Origin of the sequence: Plasticicumulans acidivorans, from assembly GCF_003182095.1 — a bacterium.
GTDB classification, from domain to species: domain Bacteria; phylum Pseudomonadota; class Gammaproteobacteria; order Competibacterales; family Competibacteraceae; genus Plasticicumulans; species Plasticicumulans acidivorans.
The window spans coordinates 137,151-162,623 of the sequence record NZ_QGTJ01000009.1 but is presented as its reverse complement, the minus strand read 5'-3'; the positions used below and the strand labels follow the sequence as shown (position 1 = coordinate 162,623).

Sequence of the window (25,473 nt, the reverse complement as noted above, 5' to 3'; positions counted from 1 at the left end):
TCTGCAGCAGGGCTGCTTCGCATGGAGCCGGGGGCGGACGATGGCGACGATGGCATGGCCCGGGGCGCCGAGTGCACCGCAAAGCGTGGATGCGAGCGCGACGATCGAGCTGATCGGTGGGGGCGGATGTACGCCGGCTTTGCGCCAGCGGCTCGAACAGGCGGGTTACGCCGTGAGGGTATGGCGCGATCTCGCCAGCGCCTGCGCCATGCTCGGGCCGGATCATCCGGCCTGTCTGCTGCTTGATGCCTGCCCCGCGCGCCTCGCCGAAATTGCCCGTCGCGGCAGCCTGGCGGCCTGCGGTGTCGAATGTCCGGTGATCGGCTTCGGTGGCCAGCTCAGCGTTGGCTCGGCGGTGCAGCTGATGAAGTTCGGCGCCGTCGACGTCGTGCAGTGGCCCTGTGCCGACCTGCTGTCGAGGCTGCACGGCGTGCTCGAAAAGGGGCAGGCCGAATGGCCCTGGCGCCGCCGCCGGCTGATGGTGCGCGCGCTGTTCGCGCGGCTGACCTTACGCGAGCGCGAGGTTCTGGCCGCGGTCATGGCAGGAGGCTCGAATAAAGCCATTGCCCTTGATCTGCATCTCGGTGAATCCAGCGTCGAAACCTATCGACGCCGCGCGCTGCACAAACTGCATGCCTCGACATTATCAGCCGCGATGCAATTACAGGCGGTATTGAATTCCACTTCGCCGGTCACGAGTCAGCCAGTTCCGTTGAGTCATGACGGCTGCAGTCGAATTGTAATAAATAGCCAGTCGAGTTAGTGTCATTTGCATGACACTGATCGGCAGGTAGCTGTCGTGTAAGGTAAATCCCAATTGCGACCAGTGGCGTCGAAGCGTATTGAAGATTGTAAAATATAAAAACAAGCAGGAACCAATGGGATAAGGAGGAAGGAGGAAAATGAAATGTTATACAACGCTGAAAAATTAGTGGAAGACTGCATCGAAATACAGAAACGTAATTTCGAAGGCATGCTCGGAGGCTGGCGATTCATGCAGGCACACAGCAATGATGCCGACCCGCGAACCCCTGACACCATCGGTCGCGGAATGACCTGTCTCGTCGATCTGATGGAGAGTCAGCAGGCGTGGCTGGAAGGCTGGGCCGACATCTGGAACGGTCATCTGCAGCAGTCGATGCAGCGCTTCTGTGAAACCCAGGCCTACTGGCTCAAGGAAACGGAGCGACTGAACGCCAATGTGTTCCGCACCTGCCTGGCGATGACGAAGCAGTTCGACTGGTCACTGCTGGATCAGGCCAGAACCCAGGCTTTCGAGGCGGTGCAGCAGACGCTGGACAGCCTCGGCAAGACCGAGCAGCCACAGGAGCCGGCGCGGGCCGAGCCGATTCGGACGCGCACCCGGCAGGCGGGCTGAACGGTCGGCGGCCGTTGCAGTGCGGAGGCGGCGGGCACGCAGGTGCCCGCAACCACGAGCGGCCAGAAACGCAGGCGGGACGGCTGCGTGCCGGAAAACGTCGACGGCATCAGGATCTCTGCTGAATTCAGAGACGGCATGCTGTTCGTCACCCTGCCGAAGACCGAGGCCGCAGCGCCGAAGGTTACCGAGGTACAGATTCACTGAAGCGCTGAATCCTCACTGAGATTTTGCGGCGGACATGGACGTTGGAGGAGGAGCACCCGGGCACCGGCTGCGCAGGCAGCGGGTGCACGGGTCATTTTTTGCCATACATTCATAACACCACCCTGCCGATCGAGGCTCCGCCGCCGACGTGCAGGGTCTGAGCGGTGCTGAAGCAGCTGCCACCGGCGAGCTGGAAGGCGATCGCCGTGGCGATTTCCGCAGGTGTGCTGAAGCGTTGCACCGGCGAGGTGGCGTGCTTGCGCCGGTCGCTGGGCGGGGGTTCAGGCGGCGTTCGCGCGCTGCGGTCGCTGCGGCATCTGCTGCAGTCGCGTGCGCGCGCTGCGCAGCGCGGCATCGTCGGCGAAACCGTGGGCGAGCGCGCCGAGCAGGCTGCGTGCCCAGGCTGGCAGCCGCGGGTGCAGCGCGTAGAACACGCGCGTGCCCTCGCGGCGGTCGACGACCAGTTCGGCGGCGCGCAGCGCGGCGAGGTGGCGCGAGATTTTCGGCTGCGTCTCGGCCAGCGCGTGACAGAACTCGCAGACGCAGATATCGGGCTCGCCGTCGAGCAGCGCCATGATGCGCGCCCGCGTCGGGTCGACGAGGGCGCGCAGCAGCGTGGTGGGATCGAGTCGGCGTGCGCTCATCGTCAGCCCCGCAGCAGCGGCTTCAGCGCCTCGACGCCGGCGAGGTGGCCGGCGAGCTTGACGACGCCGTCGACGGCGAGCGCCGGCGTCTGCATCACGCCCATGTCGACGATGGTACCGGGGTCGGTGATCTTCTCCAGCGTGTAATCGAGGCCGAGCTCATCGGCCGCCTGCGTCGCGTATTCGGCGAGCTTCTGGCACTTCTGGCAGCCGCTGCCGAGGATCTGGATTTTCATGGAATGCGCCTCACAGCACGAGGTTGAAGACGTAGCCGACCAGCAGGATGCCGGCGGCGACGACGGCGATGAAGGTGGCGATCAGCTGCGGCTTGAGCACCTTGCGCAGGATCACCATCTCCGGGAAGGACAGCGCGATCACCGACATCATGAACGCCAGCACGGTACCGAGCGCCGCGCCCTTGGACAGCAGCGCCTCGACCACCGGGATGATGCCGGCGGCATTGGAATACATCGGCACGCCGAACAGCACCGCCAGCGGCACGCTCCACCAGGCCTCGCGGCCCATCAGCCCGGCCATGAAGTCGGCCGGCACGTAACCGTGGATGCCGGCGCCGGCGGCGATGCCGAGCAGCACGTAGGGCCAGACCTTGCCGACGATGTCGACGACCGCGTCCTGGCCGGCGTCGATGCGCTCGCGCCAGTGCAGGCCGGCATCACTGACGCTGGCGGCAGTCTTCGGCCGCGCCAGCACCCAGTCTTCGACCCAGCCTTCGAGCTTCAGCCGGCCGATGATCCAGCCGGCCAGCATCGCCACCGCCAGACCCAGCCCCAGATACAGCGCGGCGATCTTCCAGCCGAACATCGCGAACAGCAGGCCGAGGGCGATCTCGTTGACCATCGGCGCGGCGATCAGGAACGACAGCGTCACGCCGAGCGGCACGCCGGCGCTGAGAAAACCGATGAACAGCGGCACCGCCGAGCACGAGCAGAACGGCGTGACCACGCCGAGCAGCGCGGCGAGCACGTTGCCGACGCCTTCCGCCCGCCCGGCGAGCAGCGCGCGCGTGTGCTCGGCGGAAAAGTACGAGCGCACCACGCCCATGACGAACACCACCGCCGTCAGCAGCAGCAGCACCTTCGGCACCTCGAAGATGAAGAAGTAGACCGCCTCGCCGAGCGCGTCAGCCCGCGACAGCGGCAGCAGCGCAAACAGCGCATCACTCAGCGGCGTCAGCTGGAGGTAGACCAGCCACCACAGCGGCACGGCGGCGAGCCACAGCCAGGCGCGCGCCAGTGGCAGCGGGGAGGACAGGCGTTCACTTTGCATGGTGTGTGCTCCGCGCATGAAGTGCCCTGAATATATGCCATCGCGTATATATGTGCGGCTGAATGTGAGCATCCGCTGACGCAGATCAGGCGACGGCGTACGACGGCCGCATTCGCCAGCGATCGCGCCGCGCGGGCATGCTGTCGGCAGCGAATCCGGGGGCCATCCGATGCTGCGCACCTTCCTGCTGTACCTGGTCACGGCAGTGGCCGAGATCGTCGGCTGCTATCTGCCGTATCTGTGGCTGCGGCGGGATGGCCCGGTGTACTGGCTGCTGCCGGCGGCGGCCAGCCTGGCGCTGTTCGCCTGGCTGCTCAGCCTGCATCCGGCGGCGAGCGGGCGGGTGTACGCGGCTTATGGCGGCGTCTACGTCGGTGTGGCACTGCTGTGGCTGCGCTTCATTGACGATGTGCCGCTGGCGCCGAGCGACTGGCTCGGGGCGGCGGTGATGCTGCTCGGCGTGCTGATCATCGTCCACGGCTGGCGCGCCTGATCCGGCGCAAGTGGCGGCGTGCGCGACTCTGCTAGACCTGCTGCGGGAGCCACTCGCAGGAGTCCGCGATGGATTTCGAGATTGCCCGCCGTACACCGCAGGAGGCACTGGCGCGGCTCGACAGCCGCAGCTCGGGACTGAGCGCCGCCGAGGTGGTGGCGCGGCGCGCGCGCTTCGGTCCCAACCGTATTGAGGCGGCTGAGCGCGAGCCGCTGTGGTGGCGGCTGGGGCGTGAGTTCGTACACTTCTTCGCGCTGATCCTGTGGTTCGCCGCCGGGCTCGCCTTCGTCGCCGAGCTGCACGATCCGGGGCAGGGCATGCGCGAGCTGGGCGTGGCGATCGTCGGTGTCATCGTCGTCAACGGCCTGTTCTCGTTCTGGCAGGAGTATCGCGCCGAGCAGGCGCTGGCGGCACTGCGCTCGCTGCTGCCGCCGCAGGTCGACGTACTGCGCGACGGTCACCTCGAACGGCTGGCCGCTGAGGCGCTGGTGCCCGGTGATGTCATCCGCCTCGGGGCCGGCGACCGCGTGCCGGCCGACTGCCGCCTGCTCGAAGCTCACGGCGTGCGCGTCGACACGGCAACGATCAGCGGCGAATCGGTGCCGATGGCGCGCAGTGCCGCGCCCTGCGCCAGCATTCACCCGCTGGAGGCCAGCAATCTGCTGCTCGCCGGCACGCTGCTGGTGAGCGGCGAGGCCAGCGCGCTGGTGTTCGCCACCGGCATGCACACCGAGTTCGGCCGCATCGCCCGGCTGACGCAGGGGGCCGCCGAGACGGTCTCGCCGCTGCAGCGCGAGATCGCGCGCATCTCGCGGCTGGTGGTGGCGCTCGCCTGCGGCCTCGGCGTGCTGTTCTTTGCGATCGGCGAGCTGCTCGGCCTGCCGTTTCTCGCCAACCTGATGTTCGCCGTCGGCATCATCGTCGCCAACGTGCCGGAGGGGTTGCTGCCGACGGTGACGCTGGCGCTGGCGCTGGCTACCCAGCGCATGGCGCGGCGTCAGGCTTTGGTGCGCCACCTGCCGGCGGTCGAGGCGCTCGGCTCGACCACGGTGATCTGCTCGGACAAGACCGGCACGCTGACACAGAACCGCATGCGCGTGGCCCGCGTGGTCAGCGCGGACGGCACAGATGCGCCCGGGCATGTACCGGCGATGCTGGCCTGTATCGCCCGCCACTGCCACACGCTGCGCTGCAGCGCAGGCACGGTGAGCGGCGACCCGATGGAACTGGCGCTGTACGCCTGGGCCGGTGCCGGCGCCAGCGCCGAGTGCCTCGACGAGCTGGCGTTTGATACCGAGCGCAAGCGCATGTCGGTGGTGGTGAAGCTCGACGGCCGCCGCCTGCTGCTGTGCAAGGGCGCGCCGGAAACCGTGCTGCCGCTGTGCCGCACCGTCGCTGACGGCGATCAGCCGCGCACATTCGACGAGCCGGCCCGCGCGGCGCTGCTGGCGCAGCAGGCGGCGTGCGCTGCCAGCGGCCTGCGCGTGCTGGCACTGGCCTGGCGCGAACTGCCGGAGCAGGCGCCGGCCTGCGAGGACGATCTGGTCTGCGCCGGCCTGCTGGCGCTGGAAGACCCGCCGCGACCGCAGGTGCGCGAGGCGGTCGGCCGCTGCCGTGAGGCCGGCATCCGCGTGGTCATGGTCACCGGCGATCATCCGCAGACGGCGCTGGCGATCGCTCGCCAGATCGGGCTGGTGCGCGGCGCGCAGCCGCTGCTGCTGCGCGGCGAGGACCTGCAGCGGATGACGCCGGCGCAGCGCCAGCAGGTGCTGGCGGCGCCGGAGTTGATCTGCGCCCGGGTCAGCGCCGAGCAGAAGCTGCTGGTGGTCGAAGCGCTGCAGGCGCGCGGCGAGGTGGTGGCGGTGACTGGCGATGGCGTCAACGACGCGCCGGCGCTCAAGCGCGCCGACGTCGGCATCGCTATGGGCCTGAGCGGCACCGACGTCGCCAAGGAAGCGGCCGACATCGTGCTGCTCGACGACCATTTCGCCACCCTCGTCGACGCCATCGAAGAAGGCCGCGCGGTCTACGCCAACATCCGCAAGTTCCTGACCTACATCCTCAGCTCGAACGTGCCGGAAATCGTGCCTTATCTGGCCTTCGTGCTCGCCGGCATCCCGCTGCCGCTGACGGTGATCCAGATCCTCGCCGTCGACCTCGGCACCGACATGCTGCCGGCGCTGGCGCTCGGTGCCGAGCCGCCGCATCCGGGCCTGATGCGCGAACCGCCGCGTGCCCGCCGCGAGCGGCTGCTCAATGCACCGCTGCTGCTGCGCGCCTACGGCTGGCTCGGCGTCATGCAGACGCTGGTCTCGCTCGGCGTGTTCCTGTGGCTGCTGAACGCCGGCGGCTGGCAGTACGGTGACGCGCTGGGCGCGCGGTCGCCGCTGTATCTGCAGGCGACCAGCGCCTGCCTGGTGAGCATCGTCGTCTGCCAGATGGCCAATCTGTTCGTCTGCCGCCATCCGCGCGAGGCCGTCTGGCACGGCGGACACAACCGTCTGCTGCTGCCGGCGCTGGCCTTCGAGCTGCTGGTGATCCTCGCCATCGTCTACACCTCGCCCGGCCAGCAGCTGTTCGGCACCGCGGCGCTGTCGGTGGCAGTGTGGGGCTGGGCCGCACTCGGTGCGCTGCTGCTGCTGTGCTGCGAAGAACTGCGCAAGGCCTGTATGCGCGCCCGCGACCGCGCGCGGCACGGCTGAGCGGTGCGGTGAGCGGGATATGGCGAGGCGGCGGAAGATTTAAAACAGGTGGCGTCCGTGCCACCAAGATCCCCTGGCCGTACATGCGGTCTGGCCCGGAGGAAGAGCCCAGAGCGTGCGCCTGGCGCGCGTTCGACCGTGGCGCGAAGCGCCGATGGTCTGAACAGCCGAGGCCAAGCGTAGACGTTCGTGGGCGTGCGTGCGGAGGAATGCACGACGTTTGTCGAGGCGCTGCCGGCTGTCAGCGCCGGCGGCGCAGCCCGAACAGGCCGAGTCCGGCGCCGAACAGGGCAATGCTCGACGGCAGCGGCACGGCGTTCGGTGTGCTGCTGGCGGGGGCCGAGGGCGTCAGCAGGAAGGCGTGTGTGCTGTCGTCGATCACGCCGAAGCCGACGATCTGGCCGCGGGTGTTGATGCCGGTGGCCTGTTCCAGATACGACCAGCCGGCGGCGGCGACTTCCGGCAGCAGCGACAGATCGAGAATGCCGCCGTTTTCCCAGAGCACGGCGTGCTGCACGTTGCCGTCGACCGAGCCGGTGCCGACGATGCTGCCCAGATCGTTGATCGCCAGCGCCGTGCTCGCTTCCAGACCGCCGGCGAGATCGCCGAGATCGACCATGCCGGTCGCGCTGGACCAGAGAAAGGCGTGGCCGCCGCCGGCGACACCGCTGCTGCCGACCACCTGACCGGCGTTGTTGATCGCCAGCGCCTGGCTGTAGTTCGCGCCGCCGGCGAGATCGCCGAGGTTCTGCATGCCCGTCGCCGCCGACCAGAGGAAGGCACGGTCGCCGGTGAAGGCATTGGAGTAGCCGACCACCTGACCGTGATCGTTGAGGCTGTTGGCGACGCTCAGATTGCTGCCGCCCGGCAGATCACCAAGGTTCTGCATGCCGCTGGCGGCCGACCAGAGGAAGGCACGGTAGCCGGTGCCGGCGCTGGCGTAGCCGACGATCTGACCGGCTTCATTGATGTCGTAAGCGGCGCTTTCCTGACCGCCGCCCGGCAGATCGGGCAACGCCAGCAGGCTGCCGTCGGCCTGCCAGAGCACGGCGCGCGCGGCATACAGCAGGCCCCCCGGAGCCAAGGCGGCCCCGGCGATCTGCCCGGCGCTGTTGATGCTGTAGCCATACGAGTAAGGGTTGCCGCCGGGCAGCAGGCCGAGATCGACGGGCGTGCCCGGCGCGCTCCAGCGCACGGCGTGGAAGCCGCCGCCGGCGCTGGCACTGCCACCGCTGATCAGCCCGCTGTCGCTGATCGCGTAGGCCACGCTCTGTTCGTAAGGACCGGGCAGCGTGCCGAGGTCGGTGATGGTCCAGGCCTGCGCCGCGCTGGCCGCAAAGGCGCCGCCAACCAGCAGGGCGGCGCAAAGAGGGTTGCTGATTGTTGTTGTTGTCATTTCTTCAGGCACGGGAAAGGGATCGGGAGGTCCGGCCGGTCGCCGGCGGCCTGCCTGAAGCAAAGCCAGTGCCTGAGACTATTAAGAAAATTTAATTCAATAGGTTGACATTCATTAACGTTTTTAAATGTGAGGTTTTCGTTAGCTTGCGTAAAGAAAGGCGACATCGCGGCCTGCAGCCCGAGCGATGTCGCCGCCGTGGGCGCGGCTGCCGTGATCAGCTGCGCCGCATCAACTCAGTGCAGACGGCGTGCGCGCCGGCGACCGAGCAGGCCCAGGCCGAGCACGGCCAGACCGAGCGTGCCCGGCACCGGCACCGCGCGTGGCGCGTCGATCAGCTGCAGGCTGACCAGGTTGGAGACATAGCGGCCGCCGGCGATGTCCTCCGGCACCACCAGGCGGGCGAAGCCATCGTCGGTCAGCAGCGCGCCGTCCATCTCGAAGGCGACCATGATCGGCAGGCTGGCATTGCCGCCGAAGGCCGGGTCGAGCTCGGCCAGCGAGAACACCGCCTGATAGCCGTCACTGCCGGTGGCGATCAGCACCTTGCCGAGCAGATCGTTCTTCACGTCGGGGTCGCTAACGATGCCGGCCATCGTCAGCAGCGACCACAGCGGCACGCCGGTGAAGGTCGCCGACACCGTGCCCTTGCTGGTGACGTAGCTGACCGCCTCGGTCACCGTGCTCATGCTCTGCAGCGCCGCGAGGTCGAAACTCAGCGCCGTGCTCACCGTGCCGTCGAGCGTGAACGCGCTCGACACGCCGCCGCCGCTCACCGCCGCCGCCGGGGCGTCGAACACCTGCAGGCTGGCGAGGTTGGAGACGTAACGGCCGCCGGCCGCGTCGCCCGGTGCGGTGGTGCGGGCGAAGCCGCTGCTGCCGAGCGCGGCGCCGTCCATCGTGTAGGCCACCAGCGCCGGTGTGCCGCTGCCGCCGAACTGCGGTGAGAGTTCGGCGATCGAGTAGACGGCGCGATAGCCGTCGCTGCCGGTGGCGACCACGTACTTGCTGATCAGATCGTTTTTCACCGCCGCATCGACCTTGATGCCGGCGGCCTGCAGCAGCGACCACAGGCTGGCGCCGGTGAACTCGGCACTGACCGGGCCGTGGCCGGTGCCGTAGCTGACCGACTCGCTGACGGCCGGCAGCGCCAGCAGATCGTCGAGCTGGTAGGTGCCGGGGTTGAGCACATCACCGGACAGGCTGAATTCGCTGGTGGTCGGTGCTGCGTGCAGCAGGCTGCTGGTGCCGAGCAGCAGCGCGGCGAGGGCGGGGCGCAGACGCGAGCGCGGGATGACGGGAAGGTGCATCGGGGCGGTCTCCAGATGAAAAGACGGAAAGGCGGGGGGCAGGGCGACAGTCGCGGTTTCGATATATCCGTGTCAATACATCGAGATGCACTCATCGACGGGCGAGCTGTGGCTTTGCCGTCTGGCAGCCAAACGGCGCGCGCCTTGGTGCCCGCGCCGGCCGGCACGTACCGTGTGCCGCGACGCACAACTGGCCGTTTGCCGGAGGATTCCCCGATGAGCCACCTGTTCGAACCGCTGTCGCTCGGCGGCCTGCAGCTGCCCAACCGCATCGTCATCGCACCGATGTGCCAGTACTCCGCCGAAGACGGCGACGCCAGCGACTGGCACCTGATCCACCTCGGCCAGCTGGCCTTTTCCGGCGCCGGTCTGCTGATCCTCGAAGCCACCGCGGTCAGCCCGGAAGGGCGCATCTCGCCGAGTGACATCGGCCTGTGGAGCGACGACAACGAAGCGGCGCTGGCGCGCGTGCTCAGCGGCGTGCGCCGTTACTCGACGATGCCGCTGGCCGTGCAGCTCGCCCATGCCGGGCGCAAGGCCTCGACGCAGTTGCCGTGGCTGGGCGGCGGCCAGCTGGCGCCGGAGGCCGGTGGCTGGCAGACCGTCGCGCCTTCGGCGCTGGCCCATACTGACGGCGATGTGCCGCCGCTGGCCCTCGATCACGCCGGGCTGGCGCGCATCCGCGAGGCCTTCGCCGCGGCGGCGGCCCGCGCCGCGCGCCTCGGCCTCGACGGCGTCGAGCTGCACGCCGCGCACGGCTACCTGCTGCACCAGTTCCTCTCGCCGCTGAGCAACCGGCGCGAGGATGCCTACGGCGGCAGCCTGGAAAACCGCCTGCGCTTCCCGCTGGAAGTGTTCGAGGCGATCCGCGCGCAGTTCCCGGCCGAGCGGCCGGTGTGGGTGCGTGTCTCCGCCAGCGACTGGGTGCCCGGCGGCTGGGACATCGACGGCACCATCGCCTTCGCCCAGGCGCTCGCCGCGCGCGGTTGCGCGGCCATTCATGTTTCCAGCGGCGGCCTGTCGAACGCCCAGCAGATCCCGCTGCAGGCGGGCTATCAGGTGGCCTTCGCCCAGGCGGTGAAAGCCGCGGTTGAGGTGCCGGTGATCGCCGTCGGCCTGATCACCGAGCCCGAGCACGCTGAGTCGATCATCGCCAGCGGCCAGGCCGATGCCGTCGCCCTGGCCCGCGCCATGCTTTACGAGCCGCACTGGCCCTGGCACGCCGCCGCCAGGCTCGGCGCCAGCGTGCAGGTGCCGCCGCAGTACTGGCGCGCGCCGCCGCACGGCGTGAAAGGGCTGTTCACCGCCGGCTGAGCGCCTCAGCGATCCGGGTCGGCGGCGTCTTCGGCGAGCAGGCGATAGCCGACACCCGGCTCGGTGCGCAGCCAGCGCGGGCGTACCGGGTCGGGTTCCAGGCGGTGCCGCAGCTCGTGCATGGCGATGCGCACCGAATCGGCGCTGGTGTCGCTGTGCTCGCCCCAGACCTCGCGGATCAGCTGCTGCTGCGTCACCACCCGCCCGGCATGACGGGCGAGCACGGCGAGCACGCGGTACTGGCGCGGCGTCAGCGCGATGTCGACGCCGTCACGGCTGACTTTGCGTGCGACGAGGTCGATGCGCAGGCTGCCGGCGACCAGCACCGTGCTGTGTTCGCTGCGGTTGCGGTGGCGCAGCGCCACGCGCAGGCGGGCCAGCAGCTCGGGCACGCCGAACGGTTTGGCCAGGTAGTCGTCGGCGCCGGCGTCCAGTCCGCGCACCTTGTCGGCCTCCTGGCCGCGGGCCGAGAGGATGATCACCGGCGTCTGCGTCCATTCACGCAGCCGCGCCAGCACCTCCAGGCCATCGAGATCGGGCAGGCCGAGATCGAGCAGGATCACGTCGGGCTGTTCGGCGGCGGCCAGGCGCAGCGCTTCGCTGCCGCTGGCGGCTTCGAACAGCCGCAGCGCCTGCGGCCGCAGCGCGGTGCGCAGAAAGCGGCGGATCGCGACTTCGTCCTCGACGATCAGCACGGCCGGGCATTCGCTGGCGATCATGGTGCGGGCTCCTGTGGCGGCGGCGCGCTGGCGGCGTCGGGGGCCAGCGGCAGCGTGAAGCGAAACACCGCGCCACCGCCGACGCGGGCACTGGCCTCGATGTGGCCGCCGTGCAGCTCGACGATGCCGCGGCAGATCGCCAGTCCGAGGCCACTGCCACTCGGGTGGTCGGACTGCCCGCCGCGCCAGAACCGCTGGAACAGCTGCTCGCCCGCCGCCGGCAGCCCCGGCCCGCGATCGGCGACGGTGATGACCACCGCGTCGGTGTGGCCTTCGACGCCGATTTCCAGCGGACTGCCGGGCGGCGTGTAGTGCAGGGCGTTTTCCAGCAGGTTGACCAGCACCTGCTCGATCAGCAGCGGATCGAGCGGCACCAGTGGCAGGTTCGGCGGCAGCGTGGTGTGCAGCGGCCGGCCTTCGAGCGCCGTCGCCAGCCGCGCCAGTGCACTGCCGATCACCGTCTCCAGGTCATGCGCCTCTTTGTGCAGCGTCAGCGTGCCGGCCTCCAGGCGGGTGGCCTGCAGCAGATTGCCGACCAGGCGATTGAGGCGCTCGGCTTCGCTCTGGATGTTGGCGGCCAGCTCGCGGCGCTCGCCGTCGTCGAGCTGTTCGCCGTATTCGACCAGACTCGAAGCCGAACCGATGATCGCCGCCAGCGGTGTGCGCAGATCGTGTGACACCGATGCCAGCAGCGAGCTGCGCAGGCGCTCGGTATCGGCGGCCAGCCGCGCCTCGCGCGCTTCTTCACCAAGGCGATCGACCTCCAGCGCCAGCGCGGTCTGGTTGGCGAAGGCTTCGAGCAGACGCATCTGCTCGGGCAGGACCAGGCGCGCGGCGTCGGCCGGGCGCACACGCAGCGCGCCGACCGCGCCGCGCTTGCCGAGCAGCGGCACGTAGACGGCATCGACGAACGGCAGCGTGCTGGTGCCGAGTCCGGCGGCGCGGCCGAGGTCGTAGACCCACTGCGCGACGCTTTGCTCCTTGGCGTTCATCGTGAACTCGGCACGCATGCCGGCGCGGATGGTCAGCTTGCCCTGCTCATCGGGCAGCAGCGCCAGCACCTGCGCTTCGAACACCTCGGCGATGTGGCGCACCGCGGCATCGAGCAGCGCCGCCGCGCCGCGCAGGCTGGCCAGGCTCTTCGAGAGCTGGTGCAGCGCGGCGGTACGCCGCTCGCGCAGCCGCGCCTGTTCGCCCTGCGTGCGCTCGCGCACCGTCAGTTCGCTGATCACCAGACCGACGACCAGCATCACCGCGAAAGTGACGAAGTACTGCGTGTCGGATACCGCGAAGGTCAGGTGCGGCGGCACGAAGAAGAAATCGAAAGCCAGTACCGATAGCACTGCCGCCAGCACCGCCGGCCCGCGCTCGCCGCGGCGGCTGACCAGCACCACGCCGATCAGGTAGAGCATGATCAGGTTGGCCAGTTCGAAGTACGGCGCCATCAGGTAGCAGCCGGCGGTGGCCAGCAGCACGCCGACGGCCGCGAGCCCGTAGGCACGCCAGGGCCACGGTCGTGCCGGCGTGGCGGCTGTGGTGGTTGGCGGTGCTGGCGGTGCTGGCGGCGCGTCGCTGGGCACGGCGTGGATCTCGATGTCGCCGCTGCCGCGCAGCAACGCATCGACCAGACCGCCGCGCAGGCGTAGCCGCCAGCTGCTGCGGGCTGGCCGGCCGACGATGATGCGGGTGACGTTGCGCGCCCGCGCGTAGCTCAGCACCTCCTCGGCGACCGAACGGCCGCTGAGGGTGACGGTTTCGGCGCCGAGCTGTTCGGCAAGGCGCAGGCTGGCGACGATCTCCTCGCGCGTTGCCGCCGCCACGCCGTGCTGCGGCGTGTCGACGTAGACCGCGGTCCACTCGGCATGCAGCTGCGCCGCCAGCCGCCGCCCGGCACGCACGATGCGCGCGCCGCTGCTGTCGGCGCCGACGCACACCAGCACGCGTTCGCGCGTCGACCAGGTGGCGGCCGGCGCGGTGCCAGCCTTGAGCGTGAGTACACGGGCGTTGACCTGCGCCGCCGTCGAGCGCAGCGCCAGCTCGCGCAGTGCCGCCAGGTTGGCCTCGCGGAAGAAATGCTCGCGTGCCCGTTCGGCCTGCGCCGGCAGGTAGACCTTGCCGGCCCGCAGCCGCGCGATCAGCTCCGGCGGTGGCAGGTCGACCAGCTCGACGGCGTCGGCCTGTTCGAGTACGGCGTCGGGCACGGTTTCGCGCACCACCACGCCGGTGATGCCGGCGACGACGTCGTTGAGACTCTCCAGATGCTGCACGTTGAGCGTGGTGTAGACGTCGATGCCGCGCGCCAGCAGCTCCTGTACGTCCTGCCAGCGCTTGGCATGACGCGAGCCCGGGGCGTTGCTGTGCGCCAGCTCGTCGACCAGCAGCAGCGCCGGATGGCGGGCCAGCGCGGCGTCGAGATCGAACTCGCGCAGTTCGACGCCGCGGTAGGCGATGCTCTGCGGCGCCAGCTGCTCGATGCCGTCGAGCAGCGCCTCGGTTTCGGCGCGGCGGTGGGTCTCGACCACGCCGGCGACCACGTCGACGCCGCTGCGCTGTGCCTGGCGCGCGGCTTCGAGCATCGCGAAGGTCTTGCCGACACCCGGCGCGGCACCGAGGAAGACCTTCAGCCGCCCGCTCTGGCGCTGGCGTTCTTCCTGCTGTGCCAGTGCCAGCAGGGTGTCGGGATCGGGACGATGGTCGGCGTTCATCGCGGCCTGCCTGGCGTCGTCGCGTGTTCGGGGTCGCACCGGCGGCTCACGGTTGCAACCTGTCGAGCGCCTGATTCAGCCGGACCACGTTCACCCGCGCTTCGCCGAGCACGCCGAACTGGCGCGGCTCGCGGCAGGCGGCGATCAGCGCCTGCACTTGTGCCAGCGGCAGGCCGCGGGCGCGGGCGACGCGCACCGCTTGCCACTGTGCGGCGGCCGGTGAGATGTGCGGATCGAGGCCGCTCGCCGAGCTGGTGAGCAGGTCGAGCGGGATCGGCGCCGGATTGTCCGGGTCGGCAGCGCGCAGTGCGGCGATGCGCGCCTGCACCAGCTCGCTCAGCTGCGGGTGCAGTGGTCCGAGGTTGGCGCCGGCGGAGGCAGCGGCGTTATATGCCGCCGGCTGCGTCGCCGATGGCCGGCCCCAGAACTGTTGCGGACGCGTGAAGGACTGGCCGATCAGCGCCGAGCCGAACAGGCGGCCGTCGGCGGTGTACAGGCGGCTGCCGTTGGCCTGCCAGGGAAACAGCCACTGCGCCAGCCCGGTAACGGCGAGCGGGTAGGCGAGGCCGGTGATGGCGCTGAGCAGCAGCAGTGCGAGCAGGGCCGGGCGCAGCGTGGCGAGATAGAAACGCATGGCGGAAAACTCCCCAGGATGTGGCGGCCTTCAGGCCACGCCGAGACCGACCAGCAGCAGGTCAATCAGCTTGATGCCGACAAAGGGCACGAGGACGCCGCCGAGGCCGTAGAGCAGCAGGTGCTTGCGCAGCAGCTGCGAGGCGCTCGCCGGCCGCCAGGCGACGCCGCGCAGCGCCAGCGGAATCAGCGCGACGATGACCAGCGCATTGAAGATCACCGCCGACAGCAGCGCACTCTGCGGCGTGGCCAGGTGCATCAGATTGAGCGCGCCGAGCGCCGGGTAGGTACCGGCAAAGGCGGCGGGGATGATGGCGAAGTACTTGGCGATGTCGTTGGCGAGGCTGAAGGTGGTCAGCGCGCCGCGGGTCATCAGCAGCTGTTTGCCGATGGCGACGATCTCGATCAGCTTGGTCGGGTTGGAGTCGAGGTCGACCATGTTGCCGGCTTCTTTGGCCGCCTGCGTGCCGCTGTTCATCGCCACGGCGACGTCGGCCTGCGCCAGCGCCGGCGCATCGTTGGTACCGTCGCCGGTCATCGCCACCAGCCGGCCTTCGCCCTGCAGGCGGCGGATCAGCGCCAGCTTGTCCTCGGGGCGGGCCTCGGCGAGGAAGTCGTCGACGCCGGCCTCGGCGGCGATCGCCGCGGCGGTCAGCGCGTTGTCGCCGGTGATCATCACCGTACCGATGCCCATCGCCCGCAACTGCGCGAAACGCTCGCGGATGCCGCCCTTGACGATGTCCTTGAGCCGCACCAGACCGAGCACTTCGGCGCGGCCACCGGGCAGCGGCCGTTCGGCGACGATCAGCGGCGTGGCACCCTGACGGGCGACCGTTTCGGCGGCTTCGCGTACCGCCGCCGGCAGCTCGCGGCCGTGCTGCTGCAGCCAGGCGGCGATGGCCTCGACCGCGCCCTTGCGGATTTCACGCTGCGCCAGGTCGACACCGCTCATGCGTGTCTGTGCACTGAACGGCACGAAGTGCGCTTCCAGCGCGCCGAGCGCGCGCCCGCGCAGGCCGTGGCGCTCCTTGGCCAGCACCACGATGCTGCGTCCCTCGGGGGTTTCGTCGGCCAGCGAGGCCAGCTGCGCGGCATCGGCGAGGCGCTCGACCGCCACCCCGGGCGCCGGTACGAACTCGGTGGCCTGGCGGTTGCCGAGGGTGATGGTGCCGGTCTTATCGAGCAGCAGCACGTCGACGTCGCCGGCGGCCTCGATCGCCCGTCCGGAGGTGGCGATGACGTTGGCCTGGATCATGCGATCCATGCCGGCGATGCCGATCGCCGAGAGCAGGCCGCCGATGGTGGTTGGCGCCAGGCAGACGAACAGCGCGATCAGTACCGTCAGCGACACCGCTGCGCCGCCGCTGGCCGTTGCCGCGTACTGCGAAAACGGCAGCAGCGTCGCCGTCACCAGCAGGAACACCAGCGTCAGCGCCGCCAGCAGGATCGCCAGCGCGATCTCGTTGGGCGTGCGCTGGCGCTGCGCGCCCTCGACCAGCGCGATCATGCGATCGAGAAAGCTCTCGCCGGGGTTGCTGGTGATGCGCACGATCAGCCAGTCCGACAGCACCGTGGTGCCGCCGGTGACGGCGCTGCGATCACCGCCGGCCTCGCGGATCACCGGTGCGCTCTCGCCGGTGATCGCGGCCTCGTTGACCGAGGCGATGCCGGCCACCACTTCACCGTCGCCGGGGATCAGTTCGCCGGCCTCGACCAGCACGTGATCGCCGGCACGCAGCGCGCTCGAAGCGACACGTTCGCTGCCCGCCTCGCGCTGCGGAGCCTGCAGGCGCAAGGCCTGCACCTGCGTGCGGCTGCGGCGCAGACTGTCGGCCTGGGCCTTGCCGCGACCTTCGGCCAGCGCCTCGGCGAAGTTGGCGAACAGCACCGTGAACCACAGCCACAGGCAGACCGCGAGGGTGAAGTCGGCGGGTGCATCAGCAACGCCGGTCACGGCGGTCAGCCACAGCACAGTGGTGCCGAGGCTGCCGATCCAGACGGTGAACATCACCGGGTTGCGCCACTGCTGGCGTGGCGTGAGCTTGCGCACGGCGGCCAGCGTCGCCTCGCGCAGCAGGCGTGGTTCGTACAGGGTATGGCGGATGCGGGTCATGCTGGAACGGCCTCCAGAGTGCGCGAGTCGCTCGCGACGGCGGACGGTGCCTGGCGGATCGGGTGGGCGGCGATCATGGCGTGGCCTGCCACAGTTGCAGCTGCTCGACCAGCGGCCCCAGTGCCAGCGCCGGGAAGAAGGTCAGCGCGCCGACGACGATCACCACACCGATCAGGAAGCCGGCGAATAGCGGCGTGTGCGTTGGCAGCGTGCCGGCACCGAGGGCCAGCCGTGGTTTGGCGGCGAGGTGGCCGGCGAGCGCCAGCACCGGCAACAGCGTGCCGAAGCGGCCGAGCAGCATCACCGCGGCACCGAGCAGGTTGTAAAACGGTGTATTGCCGCTCAGACCGCCGAAGGCGCTGCCGTTGTTGTTGGCCATCGAGGTGAAGGCGTAAAGCAGCTCGCTGAAGCCGTGCGCGGCGGGATTGCCGAGCGCCGTCAGCGCTGTCGGCAGCACTGCCGCGAGCGCCGTCGGCAGCAGCACCAGTGCCGGCATCAGCAGCACGACGATCGCCGTCATTTTCATCTCGAAGGGCTCGATCTTCTTGCCGAGGTACTCGGGGGTGCGACCGACCATCAGCCCGGCGACGAACACCGCCAGCACGACGAACACCAGCATGCCGTAGAGCCCGGAACCGACACCGCCGAGAATGGTTTCCGAGAACTGCATCAGCACCATCGGTACCAGGCCGCCGAGCGGGGTGTAGGCATCGTGCTGGCTGTCGACGGCGCCGGTGGAGGTGGCGGTCGTGGCGGTGGCGAACAGCGCCGAACGGGCGATGCCGAAGCGCAGCTCCTTGCCTTCGAGGTTGCCGCCCGGCATTGCCTCGCGGGGCTGGCTGTCGACGCCGGCCAGCGTGGTGATGCGCGGGTTGCCGGCGGCTTCGGCGCAGTAGGTGGCCACGGCGGCGGCAGCCAGTACCAGCAGCATCGCCGCCAGCAGCATCCGCCCCTGACGGCGGTCGCCGACCAGGCGGCCGAACAGCAGCGCCGCGGCCGCCGGGATCAGCGTCTGCGCCAGCACCAGCAGGAAATCTGTCAGCGGCGTCGGGTTTTCAAAGGGATGTGCGGCATTGGCGTTGAAAAAACCGCCGCCGTTGGTACCGAGGTGCTTGATCGCCAGCTGCGAGGCTACCGGACCGAGCGCGATCGACTGGCCATCGCTGGTCGTCGGGTAGGCGGCGAAGGTCTGCACCACGCCCTGCGCCACCAGCAGCAGTGCCAGCAGCAGTGCCAGCGGCAGCAGCAGGTACAGCGTCGAGCGCGTCAGATCGACCCAGAAATTGCCGAGCCCGGTGCTGCGCTCGCGGCTGAAACCGCGGATCAGCGCCAGCATCACTGCCAGCCCGGTCGCTGCCGAGAGGAAGTTCTGTACACCGAGGCCGAGCATCTGCACCAGCGGGCTCAGCGTCGACTCGCCCGCATAGTTCTGCCAGTTGGTATTGGTGACGAAGCTCACCGCGGTATTCAGCGCCAGATCGCTTGCCACCGCGCTCATGCCCTGCGGATTGAGCGGCAGCCAGGCTTGCATCAGCTGCAGCGCGAACACCGCCGCAACGCCAAACAGCGAGAACGCCAGCACGCTCACTGCATACTGCCGCCAGTCCTGTTCACCGTCGGCGAGCGGGCCGAGCACGTGGTAGATGCCGCGTTCGAGCGGACCGAGCAGCCAACCGAGCCAGCCGGCATCGCCGGCATAGAGCCGCTGCATCCACGCGGCCAGCGGCGCCGCCAGCAGTGGCAGGATCAGAAAGAACAGCGCGATCTGCGCAAAGCCATTGATGCTCATCGCGCAGTTCTCAAAACTGTTCCGGCCACAGCAAGGCCGCGCACAGATACAGCGCGAGCGCCACCGCGGTAAAACCGGCAACCAAGTGAAGCGTGGCCATGAAACCTCCTGCAAGGGTGGAAACCGCATGCAGTGTTCAGTGGCATGGCGTAAAGATGCTGTTAAAGCGGGCTTAAGCCGCAGGTCGATAGGCTCGGGGGATTGGTGCGATATCCTGATGGCGAATAATGAAAAACAGTTTGATTGTTTCGATGGATCTCGGCGCGCGACCTGTCTGTCGAACAGGCGAATTACGATTTCGAGAAACGACGGCCGGCGTTGTGTGAAATAAGTGGCTGTAGAGCTTTAAGACCGGGGTGCGGATGAAATTCGAAGACTTCAAGAAAATGGCGGAAAGCTGCGGCGGCAGCGCGAAAGACTTTAAGCAGTCTTTCTATATAAAACGCTTTGGCTCGCCGCCGGAAGTCGTCAATGGTGTCTGTCGTGCCCTGTCGGTTGCGTACTTGGTCAAGAATTACAGCAAGGCGGTCGGGAAACAGCCTGATACTGACAGCGATTTCGTTGACCCTGATATGAGCAGGGACCTGCAGGTCAGGAAGTTCTTTGAATCTTTCCTGTTTGCCCGCATGGACAATCCAACGGCGTCAGGCCCGCTGGCATCGGAAGATCTCGATCTGCATCGCCGGCGATTTACCTGGATCGGCTGGGTTCAATACAACACCCGGCGACCGCACAAGGCACGGTCGATTCAGGAAGCGAACGATATGGAGGTCGCCTCAGTGTGTGGCGCGATGTCGAAAATCGGCGGTGCCATGATGCAGCACAAGGGGCAGACCCGGTTTTCGATTCCGGAAGAAAAGGCTTCGACGGCGCAATTCCCGGACGGGCAGGGGTTTTGGTTCATCAACGTTGGCGCCCATGCCGTGGCCGTTTGTTTCCGCAGTCAGGAAAGTGGTGGCAAGGCCAAGTTCTTTGATCCAAACAATGGTCAGGTAACCTTCAGCACGTATGAGGAATGCCGGAATTTCATGAATGTTTTCATGCGCAAGGAATACGGCACTGAGCAGTTTTTCGTCCATGTGTTTGGTTAGTTTTTATCCGCAGTGCAAGACGACATGAAAAACATGAAGCGCAAAGCAGTGCATTGTTTGCGAATGATTCGATTAAACCTGATGGGCCGAATATTGCCACTTGAATGAAGCGTGTTCGCCGGCCTCGGCCGTGACGCCGGGGCCGACGAATGGGCATGGAGGTATCGAGCATCGCCTGACGTTGAAGAACCGCCGGCGATGCTGCGGGGACGCCGCTGGCCAGCCGGACTCAGTCTCCGCCCAGTTTCTTCAGCCGGTACGCCAGTTGTGGTCGGGTGATGCCGAGCAGGCGGGCGGCCTGGGTGAGGTTGCCGTCGCTGCGTTCGACGGCGGCGTTGAGCAGGCGGGCTTCGAGGGCATCGAGAGAGGTGCCGCTGGCGAGCACGTCATCGACCAGCACGTCTTTGTCGACCGCTGCGTCGGCGGTGACTGCCGGCAGCGGTGGCAGCGCCTGCGGTTCGGCGTCGTCGGGCGCCGGGGCGTAGGCGGCGAGGCCGCCGGCGCAGGTGCCGATGCCGACCTGCGGGAACAGATCGGGCAGGTCGATGCGGCCGTGGCTCGGTGTGAGGATGACGCCGCGCTCGATGATGTTTTCCAGCTCGCGGATGTTGCCCGGCCAGGCGTATTTGCACAGCGCGCGCAATGCGGCGTCGCTGACGCCGACGGCGTTCTTGCCGTGGCGCACCGAGTGCTTCTGCAGGAAGCGCTCGACCAGCAGCGGAATGTCCTCGCGGCGCTCGCGCAGCGGTGGGATGCGCACCGGGAACACGCTCAGGCGGTAATAGAGGTCGTTGCGGAAGCGTCCGGCGCGGGCGGCTTCCTGCAGGTCGACGTTGGTGGCGGCGACCACGCGCACGTCGACGCGGCGCGTGCGTGAATCGCCGACGCGTTCGAGTTCGCCTTCCTGCAGCACGCGCAGCAGCTTGGCCTGCGCCGAGGCCGACAGTTCGCCGACTTCGTCGAGGAACAGCGTGCCGCCGTGGGCGCGTTCGAAGCGGCCGGGGCGCGAGGTCTGCGCGCCGGTGAAGGCGCCTTTTTCGACGCCGAACAGCTCGGATTCGATCAGTTCCTCGGGGATCGCCGCACAGTTGAGGGCGACGAACGGCGCCTCGGCACGGCTGCTGACGCTGTGCAGGCCGCGTGCGAACATTTCCTTGCCGACGCCGGTTTCGCCGAGCAGCAGCACGGTGACCGGACTGGCCGCCGCCTTGCGGATCAGCTCGCAGGCGCTGCGAAACGGCGTCGACTGGCCGACCATGTCGCCGAGCGTGACGCGGTCGCCGAGCGAGGAGCGCAGCAGCTCGACCTGAGTCTGCAGCTGGATCATCTGCTCGGCGAAGGATTCCGGACGGAAGTAGCGCAGGTCGTCGCGGATCTCCTCGGCGCTCCAGCCGGCGTGCGGCCTGCCGATGATGCGGCACTGCGCATCGCCGCGTGCGCAGCACTCGACTTCGCGATACAGCACCGGGCGGCCGAACACGTGCGTGGTGTAGCCGCTGGCGTAGCCGAGCTGCATCCAGCACACCGGCTCGGTGGCCATGCCGAACGCCTCCTGATGCACCTCGGATTCATAGGCGTCGGTCCAGATGAATTCGCCGTAATAGCGGCCGCGGGCGATGTCGATGTCGACGCGCACCGGCTGGACGTTGACGATGCCTTCGAGCGCGTGCAACTGCGGACCGACCAGCATCAGTTCATCGCCGCTCGCCTGCGGCAGCATGCGCCGCGCCATTTCGGCATCGCGCACGCCCGAGGCGTAGCCCATGCGCGTGAGCAGGCCGCGGGCGCGGTCGCTGCCGAGGGAATCGATCAGCTCCTTGCGCAGCGCGCCCATCGCCGTGGTGTGCAGCAGGATCATGCGCTGCGCGTCGAGTGAAATATGGCCCTGTTCAAACGTGAGCTGCAGGTGTTCGCCCAGCTCGCCGAGCTGTGCGCCGTGCAGCGACACGGTTCGTTCGGTGGTCATCAGGTGCTCCCCTCCGGCCCGACCGTAGGACGCGCTGGCGTCTCCCGGCGGGTTCATGTCTGTCGTTTTCGGCCGGGCCTGCGCTGCCGGGGCGGCAGTCGTGGCCCTGGTCCGTCGGGCACGGGGTGACGGACGGTGGCGGGGTGGTGCCGCGCAGTCTAGCCACCTTGCGCCGGGCGACCAAGCCTCGTGCGCGGGCGATGCTGCACTTTGCAGCGCTGCTGCGCCAATCCGGGAAAACCCTCTGCACGCGACGCTGGCGCCCCGCTCGGATGTTGCGCCGCAGCTTGAGCAAATGCTCAAACGCACCGTTGCGAGCTGCTGATTTGATCAAGTCGGTGCTTGCTCAAAAGCTTCACTGCATCTGCAGCAAAACCATTTAAATCAATTAATTATAATTATGGCACGGTCTCTGCTGATAGCGACTTCGCACGGAGAGCGCGGACGGCGACGGCGGGGTGGTACCAGCCGCGACGTTCACCGGCACCGGCGGCCTGCCGCCGGTTTTCATCCACGATCGCGGAGACGCCCCCTTGGCCAGCACGCCGCTTCCCACCTGCTACGTCCGTGTGCGCGAGGAGCACGCCAACGGCTTCGTCGAGTTCGACTTCGCGATCGGCGATCCCGAGCTCTACGTCGAGCTGATCCTGCCGCGGGCGGCGTTCGAGGCCTTCTGCGCCGAGCACGCGGTGCAGCGGCTCGATGACGCCGCCGCGCAGCGCATCAGCGATGACAAGCGGCAATGGCGCCATGGCGAGCCGCGTCGCTGAGCGCCCAACGATCACGATCGATCCACCCGAGGAGAGCAGCATGCAGATCGACATCCGCACGACGGCGGTGACGCCGTTGCGCCAGACCTTCGGCCACGTCGCCCGCCGTATCGGCAGCGGCAAACCGGCCTCGCGCTACCAGGAAGCCACCTTCGACCTGCAGCCGGAGGTCAATTTCCACTACCGGCCGTACTGGGACGCCGGGCACGAGCTCTACGACGCCTCGCGCACGGCGATCGTCATGGACGACTGGTACGCCTGCACCGATCCGCGCCAGTACTACTACGGTGCCTGGACGCAGACGCGGGCGCGCCAGCAGGAGGTGATGGAGCGCAATTTCGCCTTCGTCGAACAGCGCGGCCTGCCGGAGCTGCTCGACGAAGGCTGGAAGCGCCGCGTCGCCGCCTTGGTGCTGCCGCTGCGCCACGTCGAATATGCCGCGAACCTCAACAACACCGCGGTCGCCGCCTACGGCTACGGCGCGGCGCTGACGCAGGCGGCCTCGTTCTGCGCGATGGACCGCCTCGGCATCGCCCAGTACCTGACACGCATCGGCCTGCTGCTCGACAGCAACGGCAGCGCGCTGCTCGATGCCGCCAAGGCGGACTGGCTGCACGCTGCGCACCTGCAGCCCCTGCGCCGCCTGTGCGAGGACCTGCTGGTGGTCGAGGACTGGTTCGAGCTGCTGCTGGCGCAGGACTTCGTGCTCGACGGTCTGCTCTATCCGCTGGTCTACGAACGCATCGAAGCCGAGTTCTCGCGCGAGGCCGGCACCACGCTGGCGCTGCTCAGCGGTTTCATGGACGAGTGGTACGCCGAGCACACGCGCTGGATCGACCAGCAGCTGAAGGTCGTCGCCGCCGCGTCTGCCGCCAACCGCGAGCGCGTCGCCGGCTGGTGCCGGCAGTGGAGCGAGCGGGTGCGCGCGGCACTGCTGCCGCTCGCCAGTGAGGTGTTCGGCGATGGCGCCGAGGCCGTGCTCGATGAGCTAGAGGCCGCACTGCAGGCGCGGGCGCAGAAGAAATGCGGCCTGAGCTGGGCGCCGGAGGTGGCGGCATGAGCAACAACCGCGTCTACATCGCCCTGCAGAACAACGAGGACGCGCGCCCGATCATCGAGGCGATCGAGGCCGATAACCCGCACGCCACCGTCACTCACTTCCCGGCGATGGTGAAGATCGATGCCGACGGCCGTATCGAGGTGCGTCGCGCCAGCGTCGAGGCGCTGATCGGCCGTGCCTGGGACCCGCAGGAGATCCACCTCAGCCTGGTGTCGATTTCCGGCAACGTCGACGAGACCGACGAGGCTTTCATCCTCGAACGCCACAACTAGACGCCGCGCCGAAGCCGCACGCCGTCACCACCCGAGTTTGTGAGGAGAACACCGATGAGCACGCCGACGAGCGCCCCGAAAAAGCTCGGGCTGCGCGAGAAGTACGCGCGCATGACCCGCGACCTGGCCTGGGAGCCGAGCTACCAGCCGAAGGACAAAATCTATCCGCAGGCCGGGCTTGAGGGCATCAAGATCGAGGACTGGGACCGCTGGGAGGACCCGTTCCGCCTGACCATGGACGCCTACTGGAAGTACCAGGCGGAGAAGGAGCGCAAGCTCTACGCGATCATCGACGCCTTTGCCCAGAACAACGCCCAGCTCAACGTCACCGACGCCCGCTACGTCAACGCGCTCAAGCTGTTCCTGACCGGCGTCACGCCGCTCGAATACGCCGCGCACCGCGGCTTTGCGATGGTCGGGCGGGCGTTTCCCGGCGCCGGCGCGCAGGTCGCCTGCCAGATGCAGTCGATCGACGAGCTGCGCCACGTGCAGACGCAGATCCACACCATCAGCCATTACAACAAGTACTTCAGCGGCTTCGAGGAATGGCGGCACATGCACGACCGGGTCTGGTACCTGTCGGTGCCGAAGTCGTTCTTCGATGACGCGATGAGTGCCGGGCCGTTCGAGTTCATCACCGCGATCTCGTTTTCCTTCGAGTACGTGCTGACCAACCTGCTGTTCATGCCGTTCATGTCCGGCGCCGCCTACAACGGTGACATGGCGACGGTGACTTTCGGCTTCTCGGCGCAGAGCGACGAGGCGCGGCACATGACGCTCGGCCTCGAAGTCATCAAGTTCATGCTCGAACAGCACCCGGACAATCTGCCGATCGTGCAGCGCTGGATCGACAAGTGGTTCTGGCGCGGCTACCGGCTGCTGACGCTGGTGGCGATGATGATGGATTACATGCTGCCCAAGCGGGTGATGTCCTGGCAGGAAGCCTGGGAGATGTACTTCGAGCAGAACGGCGGCGCGCTGTTCGCCGACCTGGCGCGCTACGGCATCCGCATGCCCAGGCACTGGGAAGTCTCGGTCAAGGAGAAGGACCGCCTGTCGCACGAGGCCTGGGCGACCTTCTACAACTACGGCCACGCCGCGGCCTTCCACACCTGGATGCCGGACGAAAGCGAAATGGCCTGGCTGGCGGAGAAATACCCGGCGAGCTTCGATGCCCGCTACCGCCCGCGCTATGAGCACTGGATCGCCGAGGAGCGCGCCGGCCGCCGCTTCTACAACCCGACGCTGCCGATGCTCTGCCAGGTCTGCCAGATCCCGATGGTGTTCACCGAACCCGACGATCCGACCACCACCTGCTACCGCGAAAGCCACTACCACGGCGAGCACTACCACTTCTGCTCCGACGGCTGCAAAGACATCTTCGATGCCGAGCCGGAGAAGTACGTGCAGTCCTGGCTGCCGGTGCACCAGATCTATCAGGGCCATTGCGGCGGCGGCAGCGTGCCCGAGGTGCTGCGCTGGTACCGGCTCGAAGCCGGCCGCGACAACCTCGACTACCTGAGCTCGCCGGACCGCCAGAACTGGCAGCGCTGGAAGGGCGAAGCCGCCGCCGGCTGAACCGCCGCGCCGGGCCATGCGCCCGGCCCGTCCCCAACGTCCCGCA

The 25,473-nt window shown here is 68.2% G+C and carries 23 protein-coding genes; 11 read left to right on the top strand and 12 right to left on the bottom strand.

The genetic code is table 11. The features are described from left to right. Positions 1–49 precede the first annotated feature (49 nt). The 3 genes from C7443_RS15295 (at position 50) to C7443_RS15285 (ending at position 1,585) form a co-directional block, all read left to right on the top strand. Positions 50–763, top strand: coding sequence for a response regulator transcription factor (locus tag C7443_RS15295; protein ID WP_170123638.1), 714 nt, complete (start codon positions 50–52; stop codon positions 761–763). A gap of 144 nt (positions 764–907) precedes the next feature. Next, on the top strand, positions 908–1,378 hold the full coding sequence (locus C7443_RS20160) for a hypothetical protein (RefSeq protein WP_170123637.1): 471 nt from the start codon (positions 908–910) through the stop codon (positions 1,376–1,378). Between the two features lie 42 nt (positions 1,379–1,420). Beyond that, a complete protein-coding gene (locus tag C7443_RS15285) occupies positions 1,421–1,585 on the top strand; it encodes an Hsp20 family protein (protein WP_110019486.1) in 165 nt (54 codons plus the stop codon). 281 nt (positions 1,586–1,866) lie between these two features. Here C7443_RS15285 and C7443_RS15280 read toward each other — a convergent pair whose 3' ends face one another. Genes C7443_RS15280 through C7443_RS15270 form a run of 3 tightly spaced genes read right to left on the bottom strand, consistent with a single transcriptional unit; the run spans position 1,867 to position 3,516 of the window. Then, entirely contained in the window at positions 1,867–2,229 is a 363-nt protein-coding gene (locus C7443_RS15280; RefSeq protein WP_110019485.1) for a metalloregulator ArsR/SmtB family transcription factor, read from the bottom strand. Positions 2,230–2,231: 2 nt separating this feature from the next. Then, a complete protein-coding gene (locus C7443_RS15275; protein ID WP_110019484.1) occupies positions 2,232–2,465 on the bottom strand; it encodes a thioredoxin family protein in 234 nt (77 codons plus the stop codon). Positions 2,466–2,475: 10 nt separating this feature from the next. Further along, positions 2,476–3,516 carry a permease gene (locus C7443_RS15270; protein ID WP_110019483.1) on the bottom strand — a complete coding sequence of 347 codons (1,041 nt, stop codon included), beginning with the start codon at positions 3,514–3,516 and terminating at the stop codon, positions 2,476–2,478. Between the two features lie 169 nt (positions 3,517–3,685). Between C7443_RS15270 and C7443_RS15265 the strand changes: the two genes are divergently transcribed. Together C7443_RS15265 and C7443_RS15260 are read left to right on the top strand one after the other, a co-directional pair. Then, a complete protein-coding gene (locus tag C7443_RS15265; RefSeq protein ID WP_110019482.1) occupies positions 3,686–4,009 on the top strand; it encodes a YnfA family protein in 324 nt (107 codons plus the stop codon). A 68-nt stretch (positions 4,010–4,077) separates the two neighbouring features. Next, positions 4,078–6,711 (top strand): cation-translocating P-type ATPase, encoded by a 2,634-nt coding sequence (locus C7443_RS15260; protein WP_110019481.1) that lies wholly within the window; start codon positions 4,078–4,080, stop codon positions 6,709–6,711. Positions 6,712–6,952: 241 nt separating this feature from the next. Here C7443_RS15260 and C7443_RS15255 read toward each other — a convergent pair whose 3' ends face one another. After that, positions 6,953–8,107, bottom strand: coding sequence for an HAF repeat-containing PEP-CTERM protein (locus tag C7443_RS15255; RefSeq protein WP_110019480.1), 1,155 nt, complete (start codon positions 8,105–8,107; stop codon positions 6,953–6,955). A gap of 236 nt (positions 8,108–8,343) precedes the next feature. After that, positions 8,344–9,417, bottom strand: coding sequence for a molybdopterin-dependent oxidoreductase (locus C7443_RS15250; protein WP_110019479.1), 1,074 nt, complete (start codon positions 9,415–9,417; stop codon positions 8,344–8,346). Positions 9,418–9,633: 216 nt separating this feature from the next. On the opposite strand from C7443_RS15250, the gene C7443_RS15245 reads away from it, so the two are divergent. After that, positions 9,634–10,731, top strand: a complete 1,098-nt coding sequence (locus C7443_RS15245) for an NADH:flavin oxidoreductase/NADH oxidase (protein ID WP_110019478.1) — start codon at positions 9,634–9,636, stop codon at positions 10,729–10,731. A 5-nt stretch (positions 10,732–10,736) separates the two neighbouring features. On the opposite strand, the gene C7443_RS15240 is transcribed toward C7443_RS15245, so the two are convergent. From C7443_RS15240 to kdpF, 6 genes are all read right to left on the bottom strand, one after another. Beyond that, the gene (locus C7443_RS15240) at positions 10,737–11,450 is read right to left on the bottom strand and encodes a response regulator (protein ID WP_110019477.1); all 714 of its coding nucleotides are present in this window, start codon (positions 11,448–11,450) and stop codon (positions 10,737–10,739) included. Next, complete coding sequence (locus tag C7443_RS15235; RefSeq protein WP_110019476.1) at positions 11,447–14,155, bottom strand: sensor histidine kinase; 2,709 nt, start codon at positions 14,153–14,155, stop codon at positions 11,447–11,449. Before C7443_RS15235 ends, C7443_RS15240 begins: the two co-directional genes overlap by 4 nt. Positions 14,156–14,201: 46 nt before the next feature. Further along, entirely contained in the window at positions 14,202–14,789 is a 588-nt protein-coding gene (gene kdpC, locus C7443_RS15230) for a potassium-transporting ATPase subunit KdpC (protein WP_110019475.1), read from the bottom strand. A 30-nt stretch (positions 14,790–14,819) separates the two neighbouring features. Then, on the bottom strand, positions 14,820–16,901 hold the full coding sequence (gene kdpB, locus C7443_RS15225) for a potassium-transporting ATPase subunit KdpB (RefSeq protein WP_110019474.1): 2,082 nt from the start codon (positions 16,899–16,901) through the stop codon (positions 14,820–14,822). A gap of 73 nt (positions 16,902–16,974) precedes the next feature. Then, entirely contained in the window at positions 16,975–18,690 is a 1,716-nt protein-coding gene (kdpA, locus tag C7443_RS15220) for a potassium-transporting ATPase subunit KdpA (protein ID WP_110019473.1), read from the bottom strand. 10 nt (positions 18,691–18,700) lie between these two features. Next, positions 18,701–18,790, bottom strand: coding sequence for a K(+)-transporting ATPase subunit F (kdpF, locus tag C7443_RS15215; protein WP_110019472.1), 90 nt, complete (start codon positions 18,788–18,790; stop codon positions 18,701–18,703). 262 nt (positions 18,791–19,052) lie between these two features. Between kdpF and C7443_RS15210 the strand changes: the two genes are divergently transcribed. Beyond that, positions 19,053–19,781, top strand: coding sequence for a YopT-type cysteine protease domain-containing protein (locus C7443_RS15210; protein ID WP_110019471.1), 729 nt, complete (start codon positions 19,053–19,055; stop codon positions 19,779–19,781). A gap of 229 nt (positions 19,782–20,010) precedes the next feature. Here C7443_RS15210 and C7443_RS15205 read toward each other — a convergent pair whose 3' ends face one another. Continuing rightward, positions 20,011–21,747 (bottom strand): sigma-54-dependent Fis family transcriptional regulator, encoded by a 1,737-nt coding sequence (locus tag C7443_RS15205; RefSeq protein ID WP_110019470.1) that lies wholly within the window; start codon positions 21,745–21,747, stop codon positions 20,011–20,013. Positions 21,748–22,280: 533 nt separating this feature from the next. Here C7443_RS15205 and C7443_RS15200 point away from each other — a divergent pair. The 4 genes from C7443_RS15200 to C7443_RS15185 are packed head-to-tail and all read left to right on the top strand — an operon-like array spanning position 22,281 to position 25,427. Further along, entirely contained in the window at positions 22,281–22,517 is a 237-nt protein-coding gene (locus C7443_RS15200) for a phenol hydroxylase subunit (RefSeq protein WP_110019511.1), read from the top strand. Positions 22,518–22,557: 40 nt separating this feature from the next. Beyond that, a complete protein-coding gene (locus C7443_RS15195; RefSeq protein WP_110019510.1) occupies positions 22,558–23,577 on the top strand; it encodes a ferritin family protein in 1,020 nt (339 codons plus the stop codon). Then, a complete protein-coding gene (locus C7443_RS15190) occupies positions 23,574–23,849 on the top strand; it encodes an MmoB/DmpM family protein (RefSeq protein ID WP_110019469.1) in 276 nt (91 codons plus the stop codon). The genes C7443_RS15195 and C7443_RS15190 overlap by 4 nt, the downstream gene beginning before the upstream one ends. A 54-nt stretch (positions 23,850–23,903) precedes the next feature. Further along, complete coding sequence (locus C7443_RS15185) at positions 23,904–25,427, top strand: aromatic/alkene/methane monooxygenase hydroxylase/oxygenase subunit alpha (protein WP_110019468.1); 1,524 nt, start codon at positions 23,904–23,906, stop codon at positions 25,425–25,427. Positions 25,428–25,473 lie beyond the last annotated feature (46 nt).